At 69.1% G+C, this 22,710-nt stretch carries 21 protein-coding genes; 14 read left to right on the top strand and 7 right to left on the bottom strand.

Annotated elements, in window-relative coordinates; all coding sequences use genetic code 11:
• Nucleotides 1-104 precede the first annotated feature (104 nt).
• Entirely contained in the window at nucleotides 105-662 is a 558-nt protein-coding gene (locus tag AC07XP_RS05420) for an ureidoglycolate lyase (RefSeq protein ID WP_062470974.1), read from the top strand.
• Between the two features lie 140 nt (nucleotides 663-802).
• Nucleotides 803-1,159 (top strand): hypothetical protein, encoded by a 357-nt coding sequence (locus AC07XP_RS05415; protein ID WP_143599158.1) that lies wholly within the window; start codon nucleotides 803-805, stop codon nucleotides 1,157-1,159.
• 150 nt (nucleotides 1,160-1,309) lie between these two features.
• Here the strand turns inward: AC07XP_RS05415 and AC07XP_RS05410 are convergent, their stop codons facing one another.
• Nucleotides 1,310-1,516 (bottom strand): hypothetical protein, encoded by a 207-nt coding sequence (locus AC07XP_RS05410; protein ID WP_062470893.1) that lies wholly within the window; start codon nucleotides 1,514-1,516, stop codon nucleotides 1,310-1,312.
• A gap of 145 nt (nucleotides 1,517-1,661) precedes the next feature.
• Between AC07XP_RS05410 and AC07XP_RS05405 the strand changes: the two genes are divergently transcribed.
• From AC07XP_RS05405 to ntrC, 12 genes are all read left to right on the top strand, one after another.
• The gene (locus tag AC07XP_RS05405) at nucleotides 1,662-3,257 is read left to right on the top strand and encodes a class I SAM-dependent methyltransferase (RefSeq protein WP_495264036.1); all 1,596 of its coding nucleotides are present in this window, start codon (nucleotides 1,662-1,664) and stop codon (nucleotides 3,255-3,257) included.
• A 56-nt stretch (nucleotides 3,258-3,313) separates the two neighbouring features.
• Nucleotides 3,314-5,050 carry a gamma-glutamyltransferase gene (ggt, locus tag AC07XP_RS05400; RefSeq protein WP_495264035.1) on the top strand — a complete coding sequence of 579 codons (1,737 nt, stop codon included), beginning with the start codon at nucleotides 3,314-3,316 and terminating at the stop codon, nucleotides 5,048-5,050.
• A 61-nt stretch (nucleotides 5,051-5,111) separates the two neighbouring features.
• Nucleotides 5,112-5,852: a pseudouridine synthase gene (locus AC07XP_RS05395; protein ID WP_307694364.1), complete on the top strand. Its 741-nt coding sequence runs from the start codon at nucleotides 5,112-5,114 to the stop codon at nucleotides 5,850-5,852.
• Nucleotides 5,853-5,957: 105 nt separating this feature from the next.
• Nucleotides 5,958-6,971: a YncE family protein gene (locus AC07XP_RS05390; protein WP_492741291.1), complete on the top strand. Its 1,014-nt coding sequence runs from the start codon at nucleotides 5,958-5,960 to the stop codon at nucleotides 6,969-6,971.
• Nucleotides 6,955-7,785, top strand: coding sequence for a polysaccharide deacetylase family protein (locus tag AC07XP_RS05385; RefSeq protein ID WP_495264034.1), 831 nt, complete (start codon nucleotides 6,955-6,957; stop codon nucleotides 7,783-7,785). The genes AC07XP_RS05390 and AC07XP_RS05385 overlap by 17 nt, the downstream gene beginning before the upstream one ends.
• 16 nt (nucleotides 7,786-7,801) lie before the next feature.
• A complete protein-coding gene (locus tag AC07XP_RS05380; RefSeq protein WP_070059806.1) occupies nucleotides 7,802-8,776 on the top strand; it encodes a sterol desaturase family protein in 975 nt (324 codons plus the stop codon).
• Between the two features lie 56 nt (nucleotides 8,777-8,832).
• The gene (locus AC07XP_RS05375) at nucleotides 8,833-9,738 is read left to right on the top strand and encodes an EI24 domain-containing protein (RefSeq protein ID WP_495264033.1); all 906 of its coding nucleotides are present in this window, start codon (nucleotides 8,833-8,835) and stop codon (nucleotides 9,736-9,738) included.
• Complete coding sequence (locus AC07XP_RS05370) at nucleotides 9,735-10,535, top strand: competence/damage-inducible protein A (protein ID WP_167394999.1); 801 nt, start codon at nucleotides 9,735-9,737, stop codon at nucleotides 10,533-10,535. The genes AC07XP_RS05375 and AC07XP_RS05370 overlap by 4 nt, the downstream gene beginning before the upstream one ends.
• A 147-nt stretch (nucleotides 10,536-10,682) precedes the next feature.
• Entirely contained in the window at nucleotides 10,683-12,098 is a 1,416-nt protein-coding gene (gene glnA, locus AC07XP_RS05365) for a type I glutamate--ammonia ligase (protein ID WP_062470904.1), read from the top strand.
• A gap of 146 nt (nucleotides 12,099-12,244) precedes the next feature.
• Complete coding sequence (locus AC07XP_RS05360; protein WP_495264032.1) at nucleotides 12,245-12,772, top strand: hypothetical protein; 528 nt, start codon at nucleotides 12,245-12,247, stop codon at nucleotides 12,770-12,772.
• 14 nt (nucleotides 12,773-12,786) lie between these two features.
• On the top strand, nucleotides 12,787-13,866 hold the full coding sequence (gene glnL / locus AC07XP_RS05355; RefSeq protein ID WP_062470910.1) for a nitrogen regulation protein NR(II): 1,080 nt from the start codon (nucleotides 12,787-12,789) through the stop codon (nucleotides 13,864-13,866).
• A 26-nt stretch (nucleotides 13,867-13,892) separates the two neighbouring features.
• Complete coding sequence (gene ntrC / locus AC07XP_RS05350; protein ID WP_062470913.1) at nucleotides 13,893-15,413, top strand: nitrogen regulation protein NR(I); 1,521 nt, start codon at nucleotides 13,893-13,895, stop codon at nucleotides 15,411-15,413.
• Between the two features lie 27 nt (nucleotides 15,414-15,440).
• Here ntrC and AC07XP_RS05345 read toward each other — a convergent pair whose 3' ends face one another.
• From AC07XP_RS05345 to AC07XP_RS05320, 6 genes are all read right to left on the bottom strand, one after another.
• Nucleotides 15,441-15,971: a hypothetical protein gene (locus tag AC07XP_RS05345; protein WP_495264031.1), complete on the bottom strand. Its 531-nt coding sequence runs from the start codon at nucleotides 15,969-15,971 to the stop codon at nucleotides 15,441-15,443.
• Nucleotides 15,972-15,976: 5 nt separating this feature from the next.
• Nucleotides 15,977-16,762 carry an exodeoxyribonuclease III gene (gene xth / locus AC07XP_RS05340; protein WP_354347836.1) on the bottom strand — a complete coding sequence of 262 codons (786 nt, stop codon included), beginning with the start codon at nucleotides 16,760-16,762 and terminating at the stop codon, nucleotides 15,977-15,979.
• A gap of 223 nt (nucleotides 16,763-16,985) precedes the next feature.
• Complete coding sequence (locus AC07XP_RS05335) at nucleotides 16,986-18,479, bottom strand: ABC transporter permease (RefSeq protein ID WP_495264030.1); 1,494 nt, start codon at nucleotides 18,477-18,479, stop codon at nucleotides 16,986-16,988.
• A gap of 82 nt (nucleotides 18,480-18,561) precedes the next feature.
• Nucleotides 18,562-19,392 (bottom strand): ABC transporter substrate-binding protein, encoded by an 831-nt coding sequence (locus tag AC07XP_RS05330; RefSeq protein WP_139703615.1) that lies wholly within the window; start codon nucleotides 19,390-19,392, stop codon nucleotides 18,562-18,564.
• 48 nt (nucleotides 19,393-19,440) lie between these two features.
• Nucleotides 19,441-21,360 carry a molybdopterin biosynthesis protein gene (locus tag AC07XP_RS05325; protein WP_495264029.1) on the bottom strand — a complete coding sequence of 640 codons (1,920 nt, stop codon included), beginning with the start codon at nucleotides 21,358-21,360 and terminating at the stop codon, nucleotides 19,441-19,443.
• The gene (locus tag AC07XP_RS05320; RefSeq protein WP_495264028.1) at nucleotides 21,357-22,610 is read right to left on the bottom strand and encodes a molybdopterin molybdotransferase MoeA; all 1,254 of its coding nucleotides are present in this window, start codon (nucleotides 22,608-22,610) and stop codon (nucleotides 21,357-21,359) included. The genes AC07XP_RS05325 and AC07XP_RS05320 overlap by 4 nt, the downstream gene beginning before the upstream one ends.
• Nucleotides 22,611-22,710 lie beyond the last annotated feature (100 nt).

Raw genomic sequence — 22,710 nt, 5'->3', positions numbered from 1 at the left:
TGCGCCATTGGACACTAGCGATTTCCCTGACGCCGGGAGATTGACTGAGTGGATGTATCGCAAGGATACTGGTAATACCAGTTGGACCAAAAGCCGAGGAGTTTCTGTTGACGATTGCCAGCCCCACCTTCCTGCCCCCGGCGCCGGGCACGCCCGCGGCGCTCGCGCTCGTTGCGCAGCCGCTGACGCGCGAGGCCTTCGCCGCGTTCGGCGACGTCATCGAGAGCGCGCACGCCCGGTCGATGCCGATCAACGCGGGCATGACCACGCGCTTTCACGACCTGGCGCGCGTGGACCCGGGCCCCGGCGACAGCCGCGTGCTGGTGAACATCTTCGAGACGCAGCCCTACGCGCTGCCGCTGCAGGTGGGCATGCTGGAGCGCCACCCGCTGGGCAGCCAGGCCTTCGTGCCGATGGACGGCAGCCGCTTTCTCGTGGTGGTGGCGCCGGCGGGCGACACGGTGCGCGTGGAAGACATCCGCGCCTTCGTCACCGACGGGCGGCAGGGCGTGAACTATGCGCGCGGCGTCTGGCACCACCCGCTGGTGGTCACGCAGCAGCCGGCCAGCTTCGTGGTGATCGACCGCGGCGGGGCCGGGCCGAACTGCGACGAGATTCTGGTGCCGCCGGCGTGCGTGGTGCGCGTCAGCCTGGCGGGCTGAGCGCGCGCCATCCCTGCGGCCATCGCCCGGCGGCTGCGCCAGCGTCGCAGGCACTGCGACGCCGACTTGCGGCCATTGGCGAAAGAGGCCTACACCACCGGGAACGCCCCGGTGAAACCTTCGGGCCATGGGTGAACGCCATGCGCAATCCAACGAAATCGATGTTTGCCGGAAGCCTCGCTGTCGGGGTCATCAGCGTCGCGGCGCTCCTCGCCGGGCCGGCTGCCGCGCAGTCGGCCGACAAGCCACCGCCGGTCAAGCCGCAAGCGCAACCTGGGCCCGACCCCGAACTCCTCGTGAAGCCGCCGCCCCATGGCCATCCGCGGCTGGTGAAGCCCGCGCCGCCCGACCGCGACCCCGGCATGGTGAAAAAGCCACCGGCGGACGCGAAGCGGGCCGGCGAGGACAAGCCCCGCGTGGACGACCCCGGCGCGCCCTCGCGCCAGGACGACTGCCGGGGCACCGCCGAGGACTGCAGGCAGAACTCCCCCCGATGACGCCTTGAACGGAAGAACACGCCTCGCCATGAAATGGTCGAGTCGCCGGGCTACCTGCGCAAGACCTGCGACCGCGAGAGCGGGTTGGCGCTCATCGACATCGACGCCTGAGCGGTGCGGCCGGGCGTCAGCCTTGCGTGATGAGGTGGCTTACTGGCACTGGAACAGCACGCCGGATTCGGCCGGTGCCTTGCCGAGCCACTTCGGCTCCTGGCTCTTGGCGCTGCAGTAGTCCGAGGCCTGGGTGTAGGTCATGGCACGCAGCACACCGTCGCGGAAGGGAACGATCTGGTTGGGCGGCGTCGAGCAGCCGGCAATGACCAAAGCCAGGGGAAACAGTGTGATGCGCCAGTTCATCGGGCCATTCTAAAGAGGTCGTGCAAGCGCATGAGCCTGCGGCCAGGGCAGGGCGGCTCGGCCCGCGCCGGCTTCTTTTTGCGAGGGCACGGGGCTATAGTCTGCGAGCACTGCTGCAGCCCCTTCCGATCCCCAAAGGACGTTCGTGCCGGACTCTCTGACTTCCACGCTCACCAGTTACTACGATGCGGTGCCCTACGACTCGCACCCGTTTCCCCAGTCCGCCGTGGAGCACCTGGAAGCCCTGGCCTTCCTGTTCGGACTCGAGGCGCCGCCGCCGCACAAGGCGCGCGTGCTCGAGCTGGGCTGCGCCGCCGGCGGCAACCTGATTCCGTTCGCGGCGCGTCACCCGCAGGCCCACGCGGTCGGGGTCGACCTGTCGCGCGTGCAGGTGGCCCAGGGCGCCGCGGCGCTCGACCAGGCGGGGCTGTCGAACATCGAGCTCAAGGCCTTCAACATCGCCGACATCGACGCCTCGTTCGGCCTGTTCGACTACATCGTCTGCCACGGCGTCTACAGCTGGGTGCCGGGGCCCGTGCAGGACGCCATCCTGCGTGTGTGCGCCGAGAACCTGGCGCCGGGCGGCGTGGCCTACCTGAGCTACAACGTGTACCCGGGCTGGAAGGCGCGCGAGATCGTGCGCGACGCGATGATCCTGCGCGGCGGCCCGCGCGACACGCCCGAAGAAAAGCTCTCCTACGCGCGCGGCATGCTCGAGTTCCTCGAGCAGTCGGCCCGACCCGACAGCGTGCTGCGCAAGACGCTCGAAGAGACGATGCCGATCGTGCGCAACTCCGGCAACTACTACCTGCTGCACGAGTTCCTCGAGCCCTGCAACGAGCCCTGCTATTTCAAGGAGTTCGTCGCGCGTGCCGAAGCGCGCGGGCTGGCCTACCTGTGCGACGCCGAGCCCTCGACCATGTTCGTGCAGAACTACGGCGAGAAGGTGCGCGACCCGCTGCTGCGCGAGTGCGGCGGCAGCCAGGTGATGATGGAGCAGTACCTCGACTTCCTCGTCAACCGCACCTTCCGCCAGACGCTGCTGGTGAAGCAGGGCAACGCCGCGAACATCCGTTACCGCCTCGAAGTCCCCCGCCTGCGCGCGCTGGAATTCGCCGGCGTTTTCCGCGTCGACGGCGGCGAGGCCCTCACCATCGACACCCGCGAGCAGCCCTGCACCGCGCTGCGCGACCTGAAGGTCACGTTGCGGCTGCCGGCGCACAAGGCGGTGGCGCAGGCACTCGACGCGAGCTATCCGTGTTCGATGTCGACCGAGGCCTTGCTGGCCGCGGTGGTGACGCTCACCGGCGAGCCGCGCACGGCCGTCGAGCCCGTCGTGCTCGCCATGCTCGAGGAGCTGCTGATTCTGGGCGCGCTGCGCATCCGGCGCACGCCGGTGCCTGCGGCTGCTTCGGTGTCCGCGCTGCCGCAGGTGCTGGCGCCGGTGCGCCGTGCGCTGGCCGGCGTGCCCGCGTCGCAAGCGACGGCCGTGCTCTGCAATCAGTGGCACGAGCCGGTGTCGCTCTCGGTGCTCGAGCGCAGCCTGCTGCCGCTGCTCGACGGGGCGCACACGCACGAGGCGCTGGCCGCTTTCCTGCTCGACGAGGTGCGCGCCGAACGCCTGCGCTTCCTCAAGGACGACCAGCCGCTGACCGACCCGTCGGCGCTCCACGCTTTCGCGCAGGAGCAGGTCGCGCAGGCGCTGCAGGGCCTGCGGCGCAAAGCATTGCTCACGGCCTGAAGGCCCACCACTCACCCTCCCTCATTCTTCATCCAACGCACAGAGGAGACTTTTCCATGCAGCATTTCAAGTGGACCCCCACCTTGCGCGCGGCCGTTGCGGCCGCGCTGACCCTGGCTGCGGCCGGGGCCTCGCAGGCCGCGTCGCAGGCGCCGGTCGCGGCCGAGCACGGCATGGTCGTGAGCGCGCAGCACCTGGCCAGCAAGGTCGGCGTCGATGTGCTCAAGCGCGGCGGCAACGCGGTTGATGCGGCCGTGGCCGTCGGCTATGCGCTGGCGGTGGTGTACCCGGCCGCCGGCAACCTCGGCGGCGGCGGCTTCATGACCGTGCAGCTGGCCGACGGCCGCAAGACCTTCCTCGACTTCCGCGAGAAGGCCCCGCTGGCCGCCACGGCCAACATGTACCTCGACAAAGATGGCAACGTTGTCAAGGGTCTGAGCACCCACGGCCACCTCGCCGTGGGCGTGCCGGGCTCGGTGTCGGGCATGGAATACGCGCGCGAGAAGTACGGCACGATGAAGCGCGCCGACCTCATCGCCCCCTCGGTCCAGCTGGCCGACAAGGGCTTCGCGCTGGAGCAGGGCGACATCGACATGCTGCTCACCGCCACCAACGACTTCAAGAAGGACCCGGTCTCCGGCGCCATCTTCCTGAACAAGGGCGAGCCCTTCGCGGTCGGCCAGAAGCTGGTGCAGAAAGACCTCGCCAAGACGCTGAAGGAAATCAGCGCCAAGGGCACCGACGGCTTCTACAAGGGCTGGGTCGGCAAGGCCATCGTGGCATCGAGCCAGGCCGGCAAGGGCATCATCACGCAGGCCGACCTCGACCAGTACAAGACGCGCGAACTCGCGCCGGTCGAGTGCGACTACCGCGGCTACCGCGTGGTGTCGGCGCCGCCTCCGAGTTCGGGCGGCGTGATCATCTGCGAGATGCTCAACATCCTGGAGGGCTACCCGCTCAAGGACCTGGGCTTCCGCTCGGCCGAGTCTGTGCACTACCAGATCGAAGCCATGCGCCACGCCTACGTGGACCGCAACAGCTACCTGGGCGACCCCGACTTCGTGAAGAACCCGCTCGATCGCCTGCTCGACAAGGGCTACGCCGCCAAGATCCGCGCCGCCATCGACCCCAAGAAGGCCGGCGTGTCCAAGGACATCAAGCCCGGCGTCGCGCCGCATGAAGGCAGCAACACCACCCACTACTCGATCACCGATAAGTGGGGCAACGCGGTGTCGGTCACCTACACGCTGAACGACTGGTTCGGCGCCAAGGTCACGGCCGACAAGACCGGCGTGCTGCTGAACAACGAGATGGATGACTTCACCTCCAAGATCGGCGTGCCCAACATGTACGGCCTGGTGCAGGGCGAGGCCAACGCCATCGCCCCCGGCAAGCGTCCGCTGAGTTCGATGAGCCCGACCATCGTGTCGAAAGACGGCAAGCCGGTCTTCGTGGTCGGCACGCCCGGCGGCAGCCGCATCATCACGGCCGTGCTGCACACCATCCTGAACGTGGTCGACTACGGCATGAACGTGCAGGAGGCCGTGGATGCGCCGCGCTTCCACCAGCAGTGGCTGCCCGACGTGACCAACGTCGAGACCTTCGCGATCAGCCCCGACACCCGCAAGATCCTGACCGACATGGGCCACAACCTGGGCGTGCCGCAGCCGGCCAACCACTTGGCGGCGATCATCGTCGGCGCGCCCTCGCTGGGCGGCAAGCCGGTGGGCGCCAACCGCTTCTACGGTGCCAACGATCCTCGCCGCAACACCGGCCTGGCGGCAGGCTACTGAACCTGCGGCACACTTGAAGGCGGTCGTGCCCCTGTCGGCACGGCCGCTTTTTTCATTTTTCATGCACCTGCAAGACATCCTCTATACCCAGGGCTTCGGCACCCGCCGCGTGTGCGCGGGCCTGGTCCAGCAAGGCCACGTGAGCATTGCCGGCGCGGCCGTGACCGACCCCTTCGCCGACCTCGACCCCGAAGGCCTGCTGTTCACCGTGCAGGGCACCGAGTGGGCCTGCCACGAGAAGGCCTACCTGATGCTGCACAAGCCGGCCGGCACCGAGTGCTCGCAGAAGCCCTCGACCTACCCGAGCATCTACACGCTGCTGCCGTCGCCGCTGCGCCTGCGGCCCAACAAGGGCGCGGTGCAGGGCGTGCAGGCCATCGGCCGGCTCGACCAGGACACGACCGGCCTGCTGCTGCTGACCGACGACGGCCAGTTCATCCACAAGATGGGTTCGCCCAAGCACCATGTGCCCAAGGTCTACGAGGTGACGGCCAAGCACCCGATCGACGAGGCGCAGATCGCCAAGCTGCTGGCCGGCGTGGTGCTCGACGACGATCCGAAGCCCGTGCGCGCTGCGGCTTGCGAGTCCGACAGCCCGCTGCACCTGCGGCTCACGCTCACCGAGGGCAAGTACCACCAGGTCAAGCGCATGCTGGCCGCGGTCGGCAACCGGGTCGAGGGGCTGCACCGCTCGCGCATCGGCGGCCTGGCGCTGCCGGACGACCTGGCGCCGGGGCAATGGCGCTGGCTCACGGCCGAACAGGTGGCCCAGCTGCGGGCGCCCGTGCCTCGCGCCGCGTGACATAGGTCAAGGCGCCGGGCTAAACAGCGGGTGAGGGGGCGCCCGCGGTCAGCTTTTCGTCGGGTTCGACCGTTAAGATTGTTAACCCTCTCCCGGAACCTTCCCTTGCGACTCCCTGCCCGCCCGAACGGCCGCATCGCGGCCTTCCTGCTGTCCTGTCTGTGCCTGACAGCCCTGGTGACCCTCCCCGCCGCGGCGGCGCCGCCGGCCCCGCCACCGGTTTTTGTGCTCAATTCGCTGGACGCCAGCGTGAGCGTGATCAACCCGGTCGACTGGACCGAGAAGCAGCGCATTCCCACCGGCAAGGAGCCGCACCACATCTACATGACGCCCGACGAGAAGTCGGTCATCGTGGCCAATTCGGCGGGCGATTCGCTCACCTTCCTGGACCCGCGCACGGCCGAGGTGCAGCGCGTGGTGTACGGCATCATCGATCCGTACCAGCTGCAGTTCTCGCGCGACATGAAGTGGTTCGTCACGGCGGCCAACCGCCTGAACCACGTCGACGTGTACCGCTGGGACGGCAAGGACCTGAAGCTGGCCAAGCGCATCGCCACCGGCAAGACGCCCAGCCACATCTGGATCGACAACACCAGCACCGTCGCCTACGTCACCATGCAGGACAGCGACGAGCTGATCGCGGTCGACCTGCCGACGCAGACCATCCGCTGGCGCATGGCCACCGGCGCCATGCCGGCCGACATCTTCGGCGCCCACAACGACAAGACGCTGCTCGTGGGCCTCACCGGCAGCGACGGCGTGCAGGTGTTCGACGTGGCCGGCGCCCAGCCCAAGCTGGTCGGCAAGATCCCCACCGGCAAGGGCGCCCATGCCTTCCGCTCGGCCGGTGACGGCAAGACCGTGTTCGTGAGCAACCGGGTCGCCAACACCATCAGCCGCATCGACCTGACCACGCTGAAGGTCGTCGCCACCTACAACGTGCCCGGTGGCCCCGACTGCATGGACGTGTCGGCCGACGGCAAGACGCTGTACGTGACCTCGCGCTGGGCCAAGAAGCTCACGGTGGTCGATCTCGCGAGCCAGAAGGTCGTGCGGCAGATCAACGTCGGCCGCTCGCCGCACGGCGTCTGGACCCTCGACCATGCCAAGCGCATCTGAGCGCGTGCGCGGCTTGCGCACCGCCGGGGTGGCCTTCGCGGTCGCGGCGCTGGCCTGCGCCACCGTGCCGGCGGCCGGTGCCCAGGAAGCCGCTGCCTGCGACAAGCCGGTCTACCTGACGCTGGACACCGGCCACATGGGCGTCGCCCCGCTGGTGGCCGACGTGCTCAAGCGCCAGGACGTGCGCGTCACCTTCTTCGCCGCCGCCGAGCGCACCCAGACCGACGGCGACAGCCTGGACGACCACTGGGCGCCGTGGTGGAAGGCGAGGGCGGCCGAAGGCCACGAGTTCGGCTCGCACACCTACGACCACGCCTACTGGCGCGGCGACGTCAAGGGCGCGCCGCCGAGCTTTCGCATCAAGCCGTCGGCCGGCCCGCAGACCGGCAAGGAGTCGGTCTGGAGCGCGGCCCAGTATTGCGCCGACATCCGCAAGTCGTCCGACCGGCTGGCCGCCATCACCGGCAAGAAGCCGCTGCCGCTGTACCGCGCGCCGGGCGGCAAGACCTCGCCCGCTTTGTTGGCGGCCGCCAGGGACTGCGGCTACGCGCACGTGGGCTGGTCGCCCGCCGGCTTCCTGGGCGACGAACTGCCGAGCGAGACGTTCAGTAACCAGAAGCTGCTGGCCCAGGCGCTCGCGGGCATCCGCCCCGGCGACATCCTGCTGGCGCACCTGGGCATCTGGTCGCGCAAGGACCCGTGGGCGCCGGCCAACCTGGAGCCGCTGATCGTCGGCCTGAAGGCCAAGGGCTTCTGCTTTCGCACCCTGCGCCAGCACCCGGACTACCGCGCCTGGATCGCCTCCCATCCTTGATTCCTGAGTTCTTGCCGTGATCGACTGGTTGACCGACGTTTTTTCCGCCATGCAGGGCTGGCTCTTCGAGACCGCCGTGCAGCCGCTGGTGTACGCCATCGGCCTGGGCGGCTGGGCCGAGGACGCCTTCGACGCCACCGGCTGGCTGCTGGTCGGCGTGATCCAGATCCTCGTGCTGCTGGCCGTCATCGGTCCGCTGCAGCGCTGGCGCGCGGTCGAGCCCGTGACCGACCGCCGCGCCATCCGCATCGACGTGCTCTACACGCTGATCCACCGGCTGGGCCTGTTCCGGCTGGCGCTGTTCTTCACGCTGCAGCCCCTGTTCGATGACCTGCTCGGCAGCCTGCGCATGGCGGGGTGGGGCACCTTCCACCTGGACGAGGCCTGGCCCGGCGTGACCGACGTGCCGTGGGTGGCTTTTGCCATCTACCTCGTGGTGCTCGACTTCGTCGGCTACTGGATTCACCGCGGCCAGCACCAGTTCAACTGGTGGTGGAGCCTGCATTCGCTGCACCACTCGCAGCGCCAGATGACGATGTGGAGCGACGACCGCAACCACCTGCTGGACGACGTCATCCACGACACGCTCATCGTCATCGTGGCGCAGCTGATCGGCGTGGCGCCGGGCCAGTTCATCGCCGTCGTGGCCTTCACCCAGCTCAGCGAAAGCCTGCAGCACGCCAACCTGCGGTTGAGCTTCGGCGCCATCGGCGAGCGGCTGTGGGTCAGCCCGCGCTTTCACCGGCTGCACCACAGCATCGGGCTGGGGCATGAGTCGCACGGCCGGAGCACGCTCGGCGGCCACAACTTCGGCGTGCTGCTGCCCTGGTGGGACATGCTCTTTCGCACCGCCAACTTCGAGAACCGCTACGACCCGACCGGCATCCGCGACCAGGTCGAGCCCGGCGCCGACGGCCGCCCGCGCGACTACGGCCAGGGCTTCTGGTCGCAGCAGTGGCTGGGGCTGAAGCGGCTGTTCGGCCGCGCCTGATCCGCCCGCAGGCCCGGCGGCGGGCGGGCCGGGGCCTTGCGCTATCCTCGAACCTCATGCGCCTGCTCCTCGACTCCTTCTGGCGCGCGGTGGCCTATTGCATGCTCCCGCGCGTGATCGTGCTGTCGCTCCTGCCATTGGCGCTCATGGTGCTGCTGGCCGCGGGGCTCGGCTACTTCTACTGGGACGCGGCCGTCGCCTGGACGCGCGAGGCCCTCGACGCCTGGCCGCTGCTGTCCAGCTTCTGGGCCTGGATCGGGCGCCTCTTCTCGAGCGACGTCACGGCCGCGCTGGCGCCGCTGGTGGTGGTGTTCGGCGTCACGCCGCTGATCGTCGTGCTGTCGCTGCTCATCGTGGCCGGCTTCATGGCGCCGGCGCTCACCAAGCTCGTGGCCGAACGGCGCTTTCCGACGCTGGAGCAGAAGAAGGGCGCCTCCTTCTTCGGCAGCGTGGTCCGCTCGCTCGGCGCCACCGTGCTGGCGCTGATTGCGCTGGTGGTGTCGATGCCGCTGTGGCTCATTCCGCCGCTGGTGCTGATCCTGCCGCCGCTGATCTGGGGCTGGCTGACCTACCGGGTGATGAGCTTCGACGCGCTGGCCGAGCACGCCAGCCCCGAGGAACGCGCCGCGCTGCTGCGCGCCCACCGGCTGCCGCTGCTGTGCATCGGCGTGCTGTGCGGCTATCTGGGCGCCGCGCCGAGCATCGTGTGGGCCTCGGGCCTGCTGTTCGCCGCCGCCTTCTTCGTGCTGGTGCCGATCGCCATCTGGATCTACACGCTGGTCTTTGCCTTTTCTGCGCTCTGGTTCGCGCACTACTGCCTCGACGCCCTGACCCAGCTGCGCGCCCAGCGCGCGGCGCAGCAGCCCGCGGCCGGCAGCGGCGACGCGCAGCAGCAGGCGATCGAGGCGGCCGAAGCCACCGAGGCCAACAAGGCCGCTCTTTCTCAATGGAGTTCTCCATGACACGCGCATTCGGTCTCATCGTCGTCGGCGACGAGATCCTTTCCGGCAAGCGGGCCGACAAGCACATGGCCAAGGTCATCGAGCTGCTGGCCGCGCGCGGCCTGCAGCTGGGCTGGGCCGAGTACGTGGGCGACGAGCCCACGCGGATCACCGCGGCCCTGATGCGCGCCTTCGCCTCGGGCGACATCGTGTTCTCGACCGGCGGCATCGGCGCCACGCCCGACGACCACACCCGCCAGTGCGCCGCCCAGGCCCTGCGCGTGCCGCTGGCGCTGCACCCCGAGGCCGAGGCGCTGATCCGCGAGCGGATGCAGGACACGGCCCTGGAGCAGGGCGTGCCCTACGAACCCGACCGGCCCGACAACATCCACCGCCTGAACATGGGCGTGTTTCCGCAGGGCGCGTCGATCATCCGCAATCCGTACAACAAGATCCCGGGCTTCAGCGTCGAGCACGTGCATTTCGTGCCGGGCTTTCCGGTCATGGCCTGGCCGATGATCGAGTCGGTGCTCGACAGCCGTTATGCCGATCTGTTCACCCGCAACGCCATCGCCGAGAAGTCCGTGATCGTTTTCGGTGCGATGGAAGCCACCCTCACGCCGCTGATGCAGGCCATCGAGCAGGCCCACGCCGGCATCAAGGTGTTCAGCCTCCCCAGCGTGGATCACCCGCAGTACGGGCGCCACATCGAGCTGGGCGTCAAGGGCGACCCCGCGAAGCTCGATGCCGCCTATGGCCAGCTGATCGAGGGTCTGCACACTTTCGATGCGAAGCTTGGCCCCGAATTGGTGCGTTAATTCGTATTGCACCAGTTTGGTGATTATTTCCTTTTCCGGCAGCCCCTGGGCCGTCACCCGGGCCTCATCCGGCGGGGTGACAATGGCACAGAAACTGCATCCTCCCGTCCCTGTATTCCTAACCACCATCCAACTCAGGAGAAACTGATGGCAAAGACCGTCGCCGATGTACTCAAGCTCGTCAAGGAAAACGAGGTCAAGTTCGTCGACTTGCGCTTCACCGACACCCGCGGCAAAGAGCAGCACGTGACCGTGCCCGTGTCGCACTTCGATGAAGACAAATTCACCTCGGGCCACGCGTTCGACGGTTCGTCCATCGCCGGTTGGAAGGGCATCGAAGCCTCGGACATGCAGCTCATGCCCGACCCGAACACCGCCAACATCGACCCGTTCTTCGAAGAAACGACGCTGATCCTGACCTGCGACGTGATCGACCCGGCCGACGGCAAGGCCTACGAGCGCGACCCGCGCTCGCTCGCCAAGCGCGCCGAGGCGTACATGAAGGCTTCCGGCCTGGGCGACACCGCCTACTTCGGACCGGAACCCGAATTCTTCGTGTTCGACGGCGTGCGCTGGAAGAACGACATGTCGGGCTGCTTCGTGAAGATCGAGTCCGAAGAAGCCTCGTGGAACACCGACAAGGAGTTCGAGCACGGCAACAGCGGCCACCGTCCCGCAGTCAAGGGCGGCTACTTCCCGGTGCCCCCGGTCGACAGCTTCCAGGACATGCGCTCGGAAATGAGCCTGGTGCTCGAATCGCTGGGCATCCCGGTCGAAGTGCATCACCATGAAGTGGCCAACGCCGGCCAGCTCGAAATCGGCACCCGCTTCAGCACGCTGGTGCAGCGCGCCGACTGGGTCCAGCTGCAGAAGTACGTGATCCACAACGTGGCCCACGCCTACGGCAAGACCGCCACCTTCATGCCCAAGCCCATCGTCGGCGACAACGGCTCCGGCATGCACGTGCACCAGTCGGTCTGGAAGGACGGCAAGAACCTGTTCGCCGGCGACGGCTACGCAGGCCTGTCGGACTTCGCGCTGCACTACATCGGCGGCATCATCAAGCACGCCCGTGCCCTGAACGCCATCACGAACCCCGGCACCAACAGCTACAAGCGCCTGGTGCCCGGCTTCGAAGCCCCGGTGAAGCTGGCCTACTCGGCCAAGAACCGCTCGGCCTCGATCCGCATCCCGTTCGTGGCCAACCCGAAGGGCCGCCGCGTCGAAGCGCGCTTCCCCGATCCGCTGATGAACCCGTACCTGGGCTTTGCCGCGCTGCTGATGGCCGGCCTGGACGGCGTGGAAAACAAGATCCATCCGGGCGAAGCCGCCAGCAAGGACCTGTACCACCTGCCGCCGGAAGAAGACGCGCTGATCCCGACCGTCTGCCACAGCCTGGACCAGGCCCTGGAGCACCTGGACAAGGACCGTGCGTTCCTGACCAAGGGCGGCGTGTTCACCGACTCGTACATCGACGCGTACATCGACCTCAAGATGCAGGAAGTCACGCGCTTCCGCATGGCGACGCACCCTGTCGAGTTCGACATGTACTACTCGCTGTAAAAAGCGCCACAGCAAGCCCGCCCCGGCGGGCAAGTAAGACAAAAGGACGGCCCCGGCCGTCCTTTTTCCTTGGTGCGGAACACCCTGTCGTGAGCGGGCCCGAATTGCATCAAAATGCGCGTTTGTCGCGCCCTCTCCGGATCCAAATGAAGACTGCCTCCCTGATTTTCCTGGCCGCCGCCTCGCTCGCCACCGTCACGGCGGCGCTCGCGCAAGAGCGCGTCTGGCGCTGCGGCAACGAGTACACCAACAACGCGACCGTGGCCCAGCAAAAGGGCTGCAAGATCATGGAAGGCGGCAACGTCACCGTCGTGCAGGGCACGAAGCCTTCGGGCGGCGGTGGTGGCAGCGCGTCGTCGTCGTCGGGCGGTTCATCCGCCGCGCGCGCCCCGGCGGGCAGCCCGCGTGTCGAAGGCGTCGACCAGCGCGCCCGCGACGGCGAGGCGCGCTCGGTGCTCGAGGCCGAGCTGCGCAAGGCCGAGGCCCGCCAGACCGAGCTCAAGAAGGAATACAACAACGGCGAGCCCGAGAAGCAGGGCAGCGAAGGCCGCAACTACCAGAAGTACCTGGACCGCGTGGCCGAGATGAAGGCCGAACTCGCGCGCAACGAGAGCGACATCGCCGGCATCCGCCGCGAAATCGGCCGCCTGCCCGGCAAGCCGCAAGCGCAGTAAGCGGCGCGCAGTCCATGGTGTTCGGCAAGAAGGCGACTGGCGCCAATCCGCGCTTTCGCGCCTTCGACCTCTTGTCCACGCTGATCGCGGTGGTCAACAGCGACGGCTCGGTGCTGTTCGCCAACGCAGGCCTCGAAGACGCACTGGGTACCTCGCGGCGCACGCTCGAGGGCTCGCAGTTCGGCGCCTGCTTCCATGAGCCGCAGGTGCTGCGCACCGCGCTCGACGGCGCCAGCAGCAACGACTTCGCCACGCTGCGCTACGAGGCCTTTTTGCGGCGCGTGAACCACGAGCTGATGCCGGTGCAGGTCACGCTCGCGCACGGCGACAAGAAGGGCGAGCTCATCATCGAGATGTCGCCGCTGGAGCAGCAGGTGCGCCAGGACCGCGAGGAGCGCCTGATCGACCAGGCGCAGGCCAACAAGGAACTCATCCGCAACCTCGCGCACGAGATCAAGAACCCGCTGGGCGGCATCCGTGGCGCGGCGCAGCTGCTGCAGATGGAGGTCGAGTCGCGCGACCTCATCGAATACACCCAGGTCATCATCCACGAGGCCGACCGGCTGCAGACGCTGGTCGACCGGCTGCTGGCGCCGCACCGGCGCCCGCACGTGGTGGGCGACGTGAACATCCACGAGGTCTGCGAGCGCGTGCGCTCCGTCATCCTGGCGGAGTTTCCGCGCGACCTGCACATCGAGCGCGACTTCGACGTCTCCATTCCCGAGTTCCGCGGCGACCGCGAGCAGCTCATCCAGGCCACGCTCAACATCGCGCACAACGCGGCGCAGGCCCTGGCCGAGCGCCGCGCGGCGGGCGATGCGCAGATCACTTTCAAGACCCGCGTGGCCCGACAGGTGATCTTCAATAAGCAGTGGTATCGATTGGCACTGGAATTGCATGTCATCGACAATGGACCGGGTGTGCCGGACACGATCAAGGACCGCATCTTCTATCCGCTCGTTTCGGGCAGGGAAGGCGGGACCGGGCTGGGACTGACGCTTGCGCAAACTTTTGTGCAACAGCATCACGGCGTGATCGAGTGCGACAGCGTCCCGGGCCGAACCGATTTCAAGATATTGATTCCGCTGCCCTAGCGCAGCCCCGGCAACAGAGGAGATGCATGAAGCCGATCTGGATAGTTGATGACGACCAATCGATACGCTTCGTGCTCGAGAAGGCGCTGCTGCGCGAAGACCTGCCCACGCGCAGCTTCACGAACACACGCGAAGTGCTGGCCGCGCTCGAACAGGCCGAAGGCGACGAGCAGCAGGGCCCGCAGGTCCTGGTGAGCGACATCCGCATGCCGGGCGGCTCGGGGCTCGACCTGCTCGACAAGATCAAGGCCAAGCACCCCGGCCTGCCGGTCATCATCATGACCGCCTTCTCCGACCTGGACAGCGCGGTCTCGGCCTTCCAGGGCGGCGCCTTCGAATACCTGCCCAAGCCCTTCGACCTGCCGCGCGCCGTCGAACTCATCCGACGCGCCGTCGACGAAAGCCAGCGCGAAGAGGTGTCCGAAGAGCGCATGGTCGCCGCCCCCGAGATGCTCGGCCAGGCGCCCGCGATGCAGGACGTGTTCCGTGCCATCGGCCGGCTGTCGCAGAGCAACGTCACGGTGCTCATCACCGGCGAATCGGGCTCGGGCAAGGAGCTGGTGGCGCGCGCGCTGCACAAGCACTCGCCGCGCGCCAACGGCCCCTTCGTGGCGATCAACACCGCCGCCATTCCCAAGGACCTGCTCGAGAGCGAACTCTTCGGCCACGAGCGCGGCGCCTTCACCGGCGCGCAGACCATGCGCCGCGGCCGCTTCGAGCAGGCCGAGGGCGGCACGCTGTTCCTCGACGAAATCGGCGACATGCCCTTCGACCTGCAGACGCGCCTGTTGCGTGTGCTCAGCGACGGCCACTTCTACCGCGTGGGCGGCCACAACTCGGTGAAGGCCAACGTGCGCGTCATCGCCGCCACGCACCAGGACCTCGAGCAGCGCGTGAAGCTCGGGGGCTTCCGCGAAGACCTGTTCCACCGCCTCAACGTGATCCGCCTGCGCCTGCCGGCGCTGCGCGAACGCGGCGAAGACGTGCCCGCGCTCACGCGCCACTTCCTGCAGCAGAGCGCGCGCCAGCTGGGCGTCGAGCCCAAGCGCATCTCCGACGCGGCGCTGGCCAGGCTCGCGGCCTTCAACTTCCCGGGCAACGTGCGCCAGCTCGAGAACATCTGCCACTGGCTCACGGTGATGGCGCCCGCGCAGCTGATCGAGTCGAAAGACCTGCCGCCCGAAGTGATGGCGGGCAGCGGGGCGGACGTGCATGTGGCGGTGGCCGAGGTGGCGGCGCCCGTGCAGGCTGCAGCGCCGTTGGCCGTCGAGCGCGACGCGTCCGCACCGGTGGTCGCGGCCCCCGAGGCGGTGCCAGGTGCACCGACGGGCCCCAGCGCCTGGGAGAGTGGTCTCGAAGCCGAAGCTCAGGCGCTGCTGGCGGCAGGCCGCACCGACGTGTGGGACGTGCTCACGCGCCGCTTCGAATCGCGGCTCATCCTCACCGCCCTGGCCAACACGCGCGGCCGGCGCATCGAGGCGGCCCAGAAGCTGGGCATCGGGCGCAACACCATCACCCGGAAAATCCAGGAACTCGGTATCGAATGAAAAGGCCCTCCCAGGGCCTTTTTTTTATTACCGGCTGCGCTGGCCGAGCGTGAGGGAATCGAGCTGGAAATTGCCGCTCTTGTCCCAGAGCCAGGTGTCGACGTACGTGTGGCCGCCCAGCTTGCCGGGGCTCGGCAGGGGCGAGGTCGCCTTGACCAGCTCCGCGATCATCGGCGGCACTTCGGGCGCATGGCTGGGCACGCGGCTGAAGGTGACGTTGGTGACCTTGCCGTTCGCATCGATCTCCGTCTCGACCACCACCACCGCGTACACCAGCGGCGGGATCTTGCCCTTGTAGATGCGGCTGGCATACGCCTTGTAGATGTGGCGCGCGCCGGTCTTGCGGTAGGTGCGGATCGCGGGCGTCTGCGCGGTGATGAGCCGCACGGTCGGCACGTCGCGGCTGCCTTCGGTGGTGGTTGCACCGCCGGGCGATGTGCTGCCCGTGCCGCTTTCCGATCCGCTGCCCGGCTTGAGCACCGAACAGGCGGCCAGCGCGAGCGCCGCGGCGGCGATCGCGGCAGAACGGGCCAGGCGTGCGGCGATCGGCGTCGTCATGGCCGTCAGGCGCCCGCGCCGAGTTCGAGCACCACCGGGGCGTGGTCGCTCGGCTTTTCCCACTTGCGCGGCACGCGGTCGATGACGCAGCTTTTCACCAGCGGCCGCAGCGGCTCGCTCACGAGGATGTGGTCGATGCGCAGGCCGCGGTTCTTCTGGTAGCCCAGCATGCGGTAGTCCCACCAGGAGAAGCTTTTTTCGGGTTGCTCGAACATGCGGAAGCTGTCCGTCAGGCCCAGGCCGAGCAGCGCCTTGAAGTGGTCGCGCTCTTCGGTGGTGTGGTGGATCGTCTCCTTCAGGCCCACGGGGTCGAAGCTGTCGCGGTCTTCGGGCGTGACGTTGAAGTCGCCCAGCAGCACGAGGTTCGGGTGCGCCGCGAGTTCACGCGCAATGTAGGCATGCAGCGCGTCGAGCCACTTCATCTTGTAGGCGAACTTCTCGCTGCCCGGTTCCTGGCCGTTCACGAAGTAGCCGTTCACCACGCGCAGCGGGCCCGAGGGCGTCTCGATGGTGGCGGCGATCACGCGCGACTGCTCGTCGGCGAAGTTCTCGATGTTCTTCACCACGTCGCGCACCGGCGCCAGGCTGAGGATGGCGACGCCGTTGTAGGTCTTCTGCCCGAACACCGCCGCCTCGTAGCCGGCCGACTTCAGCACCTCGAGCGGAAACTTGTCGTCGGTCATCTTGAGCTCCTGCAGGCACAGCACATCGACCGGGTTGGCGATGAGCCAGTCGAGCACATGCTGCAGGCGCGCGGTGAGGGAGTTGACGTTCCAGGTGGCTATTTTCATGAGGGCTCTGCGTATTCGGTTATCGGGGGGCGGTCGTGCGTTCGCAGCCGGTCGGTGAGGTCTCTGTGCAGGCGAAAGAAGTGGCCGCGCCCAGACCCGGAAGGAAGGCGTGTCGGCAGCGAGACCGCGACAGTGATTTCCATCGCGGTATTTTGCCTCGCTGGATCGGGATGCCGTGTAAGCGAAGGCGAGGGGCGCGGAACCGCCGACCAGCCCGCCGGCGCTAGGGCTGACGGTACCAGCCCAGCTCGCCCTGCAGGAACTGGGCGGCCTCGGGCGGCAGATCGTCCGAATCGAAGAAGCTCGCTACAGGCCGCTCGACCACGATGCACCCCGCGTGCAGGTACGCCACGCGCGTGGCCAGGCGCTTGGCCTGCCCGAGGTTGTGCGTGCTCATCACGATCGTCACGCCACTGTGAGCGACCTCTTCGATGAGGGCCTCGATCTCGTTCTTGGCGCCGGGGTCCAGGCTGGCCGTGGGCTCGTCCAGGAACAGGATGTCGGGCTGCAGCGCCCAGGCGCGCGCCAGGCCCAGGCGCTGCTGCTGGCCTCCCGACAGCGAACGCGCCGAGCGCTCGGCATGTTCGAGCAGGCCCACGCGCGCCAGCGCCAGGCCGCAGCGCTCGCTGCGCTCGGCGGCCGGCACGCCCGCCAGCCACAGGCCCACCCACACATTGCGCCACACCGAGAGGCTCAGCAAAAAGGGGCGCTGGAACAGCATGGCCGCGCGCGGCAGGCGGCCTTCGGGCCGCAGCGGCAGGCGATCGCAGCGCCCTTCGCAGGGCAGCAGGCCGTGCAGCAGCCGCAGCAGCGTGGTCTTGCCCGAACCGTTGGCGCCCACGAGCACGAGCCGGTCGCCTCGGTGCAGGGTCAGCGAGGCGTCGTCCAATGCGACCAGCGCGCCGAAGCGCACCGTGGCGCGCTCGAGCCGGATCAGCGGCACCGTGCCGGCCGCGGCCGGCGTGTGCGGGGCGGGCGCGCGGCGTATCGCGCGCGGCTTCGCCGGCGGGGCGGTGCTCAGCGGACGCGTGGCCAGCCATTGCAGCAACCCGATGGCGCCGTTGACCGCGCCGACCACCGCCAGCAGCACGATGCCCAGCGCCAGGGCCAGCGCGAGGTCGCCCTTGCTGGTCTCCAGCGCGATGGTGGTGGTCATCACGCGCGTCACGCCGGCGATGTTGCCGCCGACGATCATCACGGCCCCCACCTCGGCGATGGCCCGCGCGAAGGCCGTGAGCAGCACGGTGGCCACGCCCATCCGGTCGTGCACCAGCATCAGCAGGGCGGTGGCCAGCGGCCCGGCGCCCAGCGAGCGCAGCTGGTCGCCGCCGTCGGCCAGCGCCGCCATCACGAGCCGGCGAGACAGCGCGGCGATCAGCGGCGTGACGAGCACGCTCTGCGCCACCACCATCGCCGACGGCGTGAAAAGAATGCCCAGTTCGCCCAGCGGCCCCGAGCGCGAGAGCAGCAGGTACACCAGCAGGCCCACGACCACGGCGGGCAGGGCGAGCAGCGTGTTCACCAGCCACACGGCCAGCACATGCCCCGGGAACCGCGCCACCGCGAGCCAGGCGCCCAGCAGCAGGCCGAACAGCGCGCCGATCAGGCAGGCCGTGGCGCTCACCTGCAGCGAGAGCGCCGTGATGCGCACGAGTTCGGGGTCGGCGCCGGTGATGAGGCGCCAGGCCAGCGCCCAGCCTTCGGTCACGGTGTTCATCGAGAGACGGCTTTCATCGCCGGCGCGAGGCCGTGTGCATCGCGCGGCCCGGCCCCGGCCCCGTCATCGACCGGCGCGTCGTTCACTGGCCCGCGTTCGGGAAGAAGAGCTGTTCGCCGCCGATCTTGTAGGCGGCGATGGCGGCCTGCCCGTCGCGCGACACGACCCAGTCGGAGAACGCCTGCGCCAGGTCCTTCTTCACATGCGGGTGCCTGGCCGGGTTCACGACGATCACGCCGTACTGGTTGAACAGCTGCTTGTCGCCCTCGACCACGATGCCCAGGTCGGCGCGGTTCTTGAAGTTGAGCCAGGTGCCGCGGTCGGACAGCACATAGGCATTGGTCGAGGCCGCGATGTTGAGCGCCTGGCCCATGCCGCAGCCGCATTCCTTGTAGCCGGCCGGCTTGGCGGCGGCCAGGTCGATGCCGGCCAGCTTCCACTGGCGCAGTTCGGCCGCATGCGTGCCGCTCTTGTCGCCGCGCGAGACGAAGGCGCCGCCCGTGGTGCCCAGCCGCTTGAGCGCGGCCGCGATGTCGTTGCCGCGCACGCCGGCCGGGTCGGACTTGGGCCCGATCAGCACGAAGTCGTTGTACATGACCGGGCGGCGCGGCAGGCCGAAGCCTTCGGCGACGAACTTCTCTTCGGCGGGCTGGTCGTGCACGAACAGCGCGTCGGCGTCGCCGCGGCGCGCCATGTCCAGCGCCTGGCCCGTGCCCACCGCCACCACGCGCACCTCGGTGCCCGATGCCTTGGTGAACTGAGGCAGCAGGTGCTTGAACAGGCCCGACTGTTCCGTCGAGGTGGTCGAGGCCAGCACGATGAACTTGTCCTGTGCGTGCGCCATCGGCGCGAGCAGCGTGCCGACAAGCGCACCGGCGAGGGCGAGAAGGGTGAAGCGTCTGCGCGAAGCCATCGTCATCGTGTCAGTCCTCGAGAGTGAAAGAAAGAAGCGCTCTTGCCATCAGGCTGCGGCATCGACGCGAAAGCCCAGCCGGCCCAGCGCCTCGCGCGCCGCGGTCGATTGCAGCAGCGCAATGAAGGCCTGCACCGGCGCGCGCGCAAGCCGTGCCTGGGGCACCACGAAGTCGTAGCGTTCCTCCTGCACGGGAATGAAGCCCAGCCCGTACTGCCGCGCGACTGTGTCGATGGCCAGGCCCCAGTCGGCGCGCTGCTGCGCCACGGCCACCGCCACCGCGTTGTGCGACTTGGTCTGCACGCCGTAGCCGGGCGGCTGCGCGCCGCCGAGCAGGCGGTCGATGAGGATGCGGGTGCCGCTGCCGGCATTGCGATTGACCATGGTGCAACCGGGCTGCGCGGTCGCCGCGGCGATGGCCGCGGCGGCGTCCAGGCCCTCGAAGCGCGTGTCGCCGGGGCGATGGACGACGCCTTGCATGCGGCCGTAGCCCGTCACCAGTTCGAGACCCGGCGTGAGCAGCGGCCGGTTGTAGACGCCCGTCGCCGGGTCCATCAGGTGGATGCCGGCCACGTCGCATTCGCCGCGCCGGGCGGCCATCAGCCCGCCCGTGCTGCCCACGTTCATGGCCTTGATGCGGATGCCCTGGCGCATCAGCTCGCCGGCCAGCCAGTCCAGGCCCACGCAATGGCTGCCGATGAAGATCAGGTCGGCGGCGTCCAGCCCCTGGCCCAGCAGCTGCACCTGCACGGGGGCGCCGGCATCGACGATCTCGGTGTGCTGGCCGATGGTGATGAAGCCGTCGGCGCTGCTGAAGGTGGTGACCGAGCCCGAGCCCTTGCCCATCGGGTAGGCGGCCACGCCGTCGTCGGTGGGCACCAGGCCCACCAGCAGGTACTCGGTGCGGCCGCGCTCGGAGTTCACGCGCATCGGCAGCGTGGCCGCCACGTGCGCATGTCGCTGCGGCGGCCGGCCCGCGAAGGCGCGGATCACGGGCGCCAGGAACTCGTGGAAGGTGAAGACCGCCGAGGTCGGAAAGCCCGGCAGGATCACGACCGGCTTGCCGCCCGTGACCGCCAGGCACACCGGCTTGCCGGGCTTGAGCGCCACGCCGTGCGCCACCACGCCCGGGTCGCCGAGGGCGGCCACCACGCGGTACGACAGGTCGCCTTCGCCCTTGGACGTGCCGCCCGAGAAGACCACGGCGTCGCATGCCAGCCCGCGTGCGAGCGCGGCCGACAGAAGGGCCTCGTCGTCGGGGATCACGCCCAGGCGCACCGGATCGCCGCCCAGTTCCTCGACCGCGGCGCCGATGATGGCGGCGTTGGAGTCGTACACCGCGCCCGTGGGCAGCGGCGCGCCGGGCGCGACGATCTCGTTGCCGGTGGAGAAGATGGCCACGCGCGGCTTGCGCCACACGGCGACCTCGGCCAGGCCCAGCGCGGCGAGCACGCCGATCTCGCGCGAGCTCAGCACCTGGCCGGCGCGCAGCACGGTCTCGCCGCGTGCGATGTCGGTGCCGGCGTAGCTGACGTTCTCGCCGGCCGTGGCCGCGCGGCGCACCTGCACGTTGCCGCCGTCGAGGTCGGTGTGTTCCACCATCACCACCGCGTCGGCGCCGCGCGGCAGCATGCCGCCGGTGGCGATCGCCGTGGCGTGGCCGGGCGTCACTTCGCGCCGCGGCACGATGCCGGGTGCCAGCGTCTCGCCCACGAGGGCGAGCGCGCGGACCTGTTCTTCCATCGCGCCCCAGGTGTCGGCGGCCTGCACGGCAAAGCCGTCGACGTTGGAGCGGTCGAAGCCGGGCACGTCGATGGCGGCGACCGCGTCGTCGGCGAGCACCCGGCCCAGCGCCGCGTGCAGGGGAACGGTCTCGCGGCCCAGCGGCGCGAGGCTCAGGTGTTCGCGGAAGCGGCGCTCGGCCTCGTCCCGCGTGACGACATCGAGAAATTGCGATTGGGCTTTCACAGGCACTCGTACAGATGAACAGTGACGTCGGTCCCGGGTCCGAAGCCTTCGCTTTCGGCGGGGGCGATCACGAAGCCGTCGGCGCGCGTGGTCGAGCTCAGCACCGAGGCGCCCGAGAGCGCGAGCGGCTCCACGCCGTCGGCGCCGATCTTCACGCGCACGTAGTCGACGCGCCCCACCTGCGAGACGATCTTGCGCGCCACGGTGGCGCGCGTGCGCGGGTAGGGCCAGTCGGCGGGCCGGCCACCGAGCAGGCGGATCGCGCGCCCGGCAAAGAAGTCGTAGGCGCACAGGCAGGAGACGGGGTTGCCCGGCAGCAGGAACACCAGCGTGTCGCCGATGCGCCCCATGCCGGCCGGGCTGGAAGGCCGCATCGCGATGCCGTGGATGGCCAGTTCGCCGAGCTCGGCCAGCAGGCGCGGCGCGTGGTCCTCGGCGCCCACGCTGGAGCCGCCGGAAATGAGCACGACGTCGGCACCGGGCGCGGCCAGTGCCTGCGAGATGATTTGCGGGTCGTCGCCCAGGCGCTGGTGCGACTCGAGCAGGCCGCCGTCGCGCGCCACGAGGCCGCGCAAGGTCACGGAGTTGGCGTCGTAGATCTCGCTCGGCCCCTTGGGCGTGCCGGGCGCGCGCACCTCGTTGCCGGTGACGAGCAGCCGCACGCGCGGGCGGCGCACCACCTGCAACTGCGCCAGGCCCAATGAAGCGGCCAGCCCCGCGTCCTGCGGACGCAGGCGGCGGCCCGTGGCCAGCGCGGTGCTGCCGCGCGCGATGTCCTCGCCGACGTGGCCTACGTGCTGGCCCGGCGCGACGGCGCGCGTGATGGCCAGGCGCCCGTCCTGCTCGCTCGCGTACTCGGCCGGCACCACGGCGTCCAGCCCGTGCGGCACCGGGGCGCCGGTCATGATGCGGATGGCGGCGCCCGCGGGCACCTCGCCTTCGAAGGGGCGGCCGGGCCAGGCGTGGCCCGCGATCGGAAATTCGAGCGGGTTGTATTCGCCGGCGCCCGTGGTCTCGCCGCCGCGCAGCGCATAGCCGTCCATGGCCGCGCGGTCGAACTCGGGCACCGCGATGGGCGCGATCACCTCCTGCAGCAGCACCCGCCCGGTGGCCTCGTCGACGGCCACGGATTCACCGGGCAACAAGGGCGTGTGGGCGTCGATCCAGGCGAGGGCGGCGGGCACCTCGGCGCGCTGCGTGAAGCCGCGCATACGCACATCGGTCGAGGCAGTTCGTTCGGGTGTGGGCATCGGGGCCAGTATAGAAGTTGGAGGTCGCCGGCGTGGTCGGGCATGGCACCCGACAGCCATGCAGAAGGCGGCCGTGCCGGGCCTTGCCGGCGGGCCATTT

The sequence above is a fragment of the Variovorax sp. GW531-E2 genome (assembly GCF_059423125.1).
Note: the sequence above shows the minus strand (reverse complement) of the source record. Positions and strands in the feature narration are given on the sequence as shown.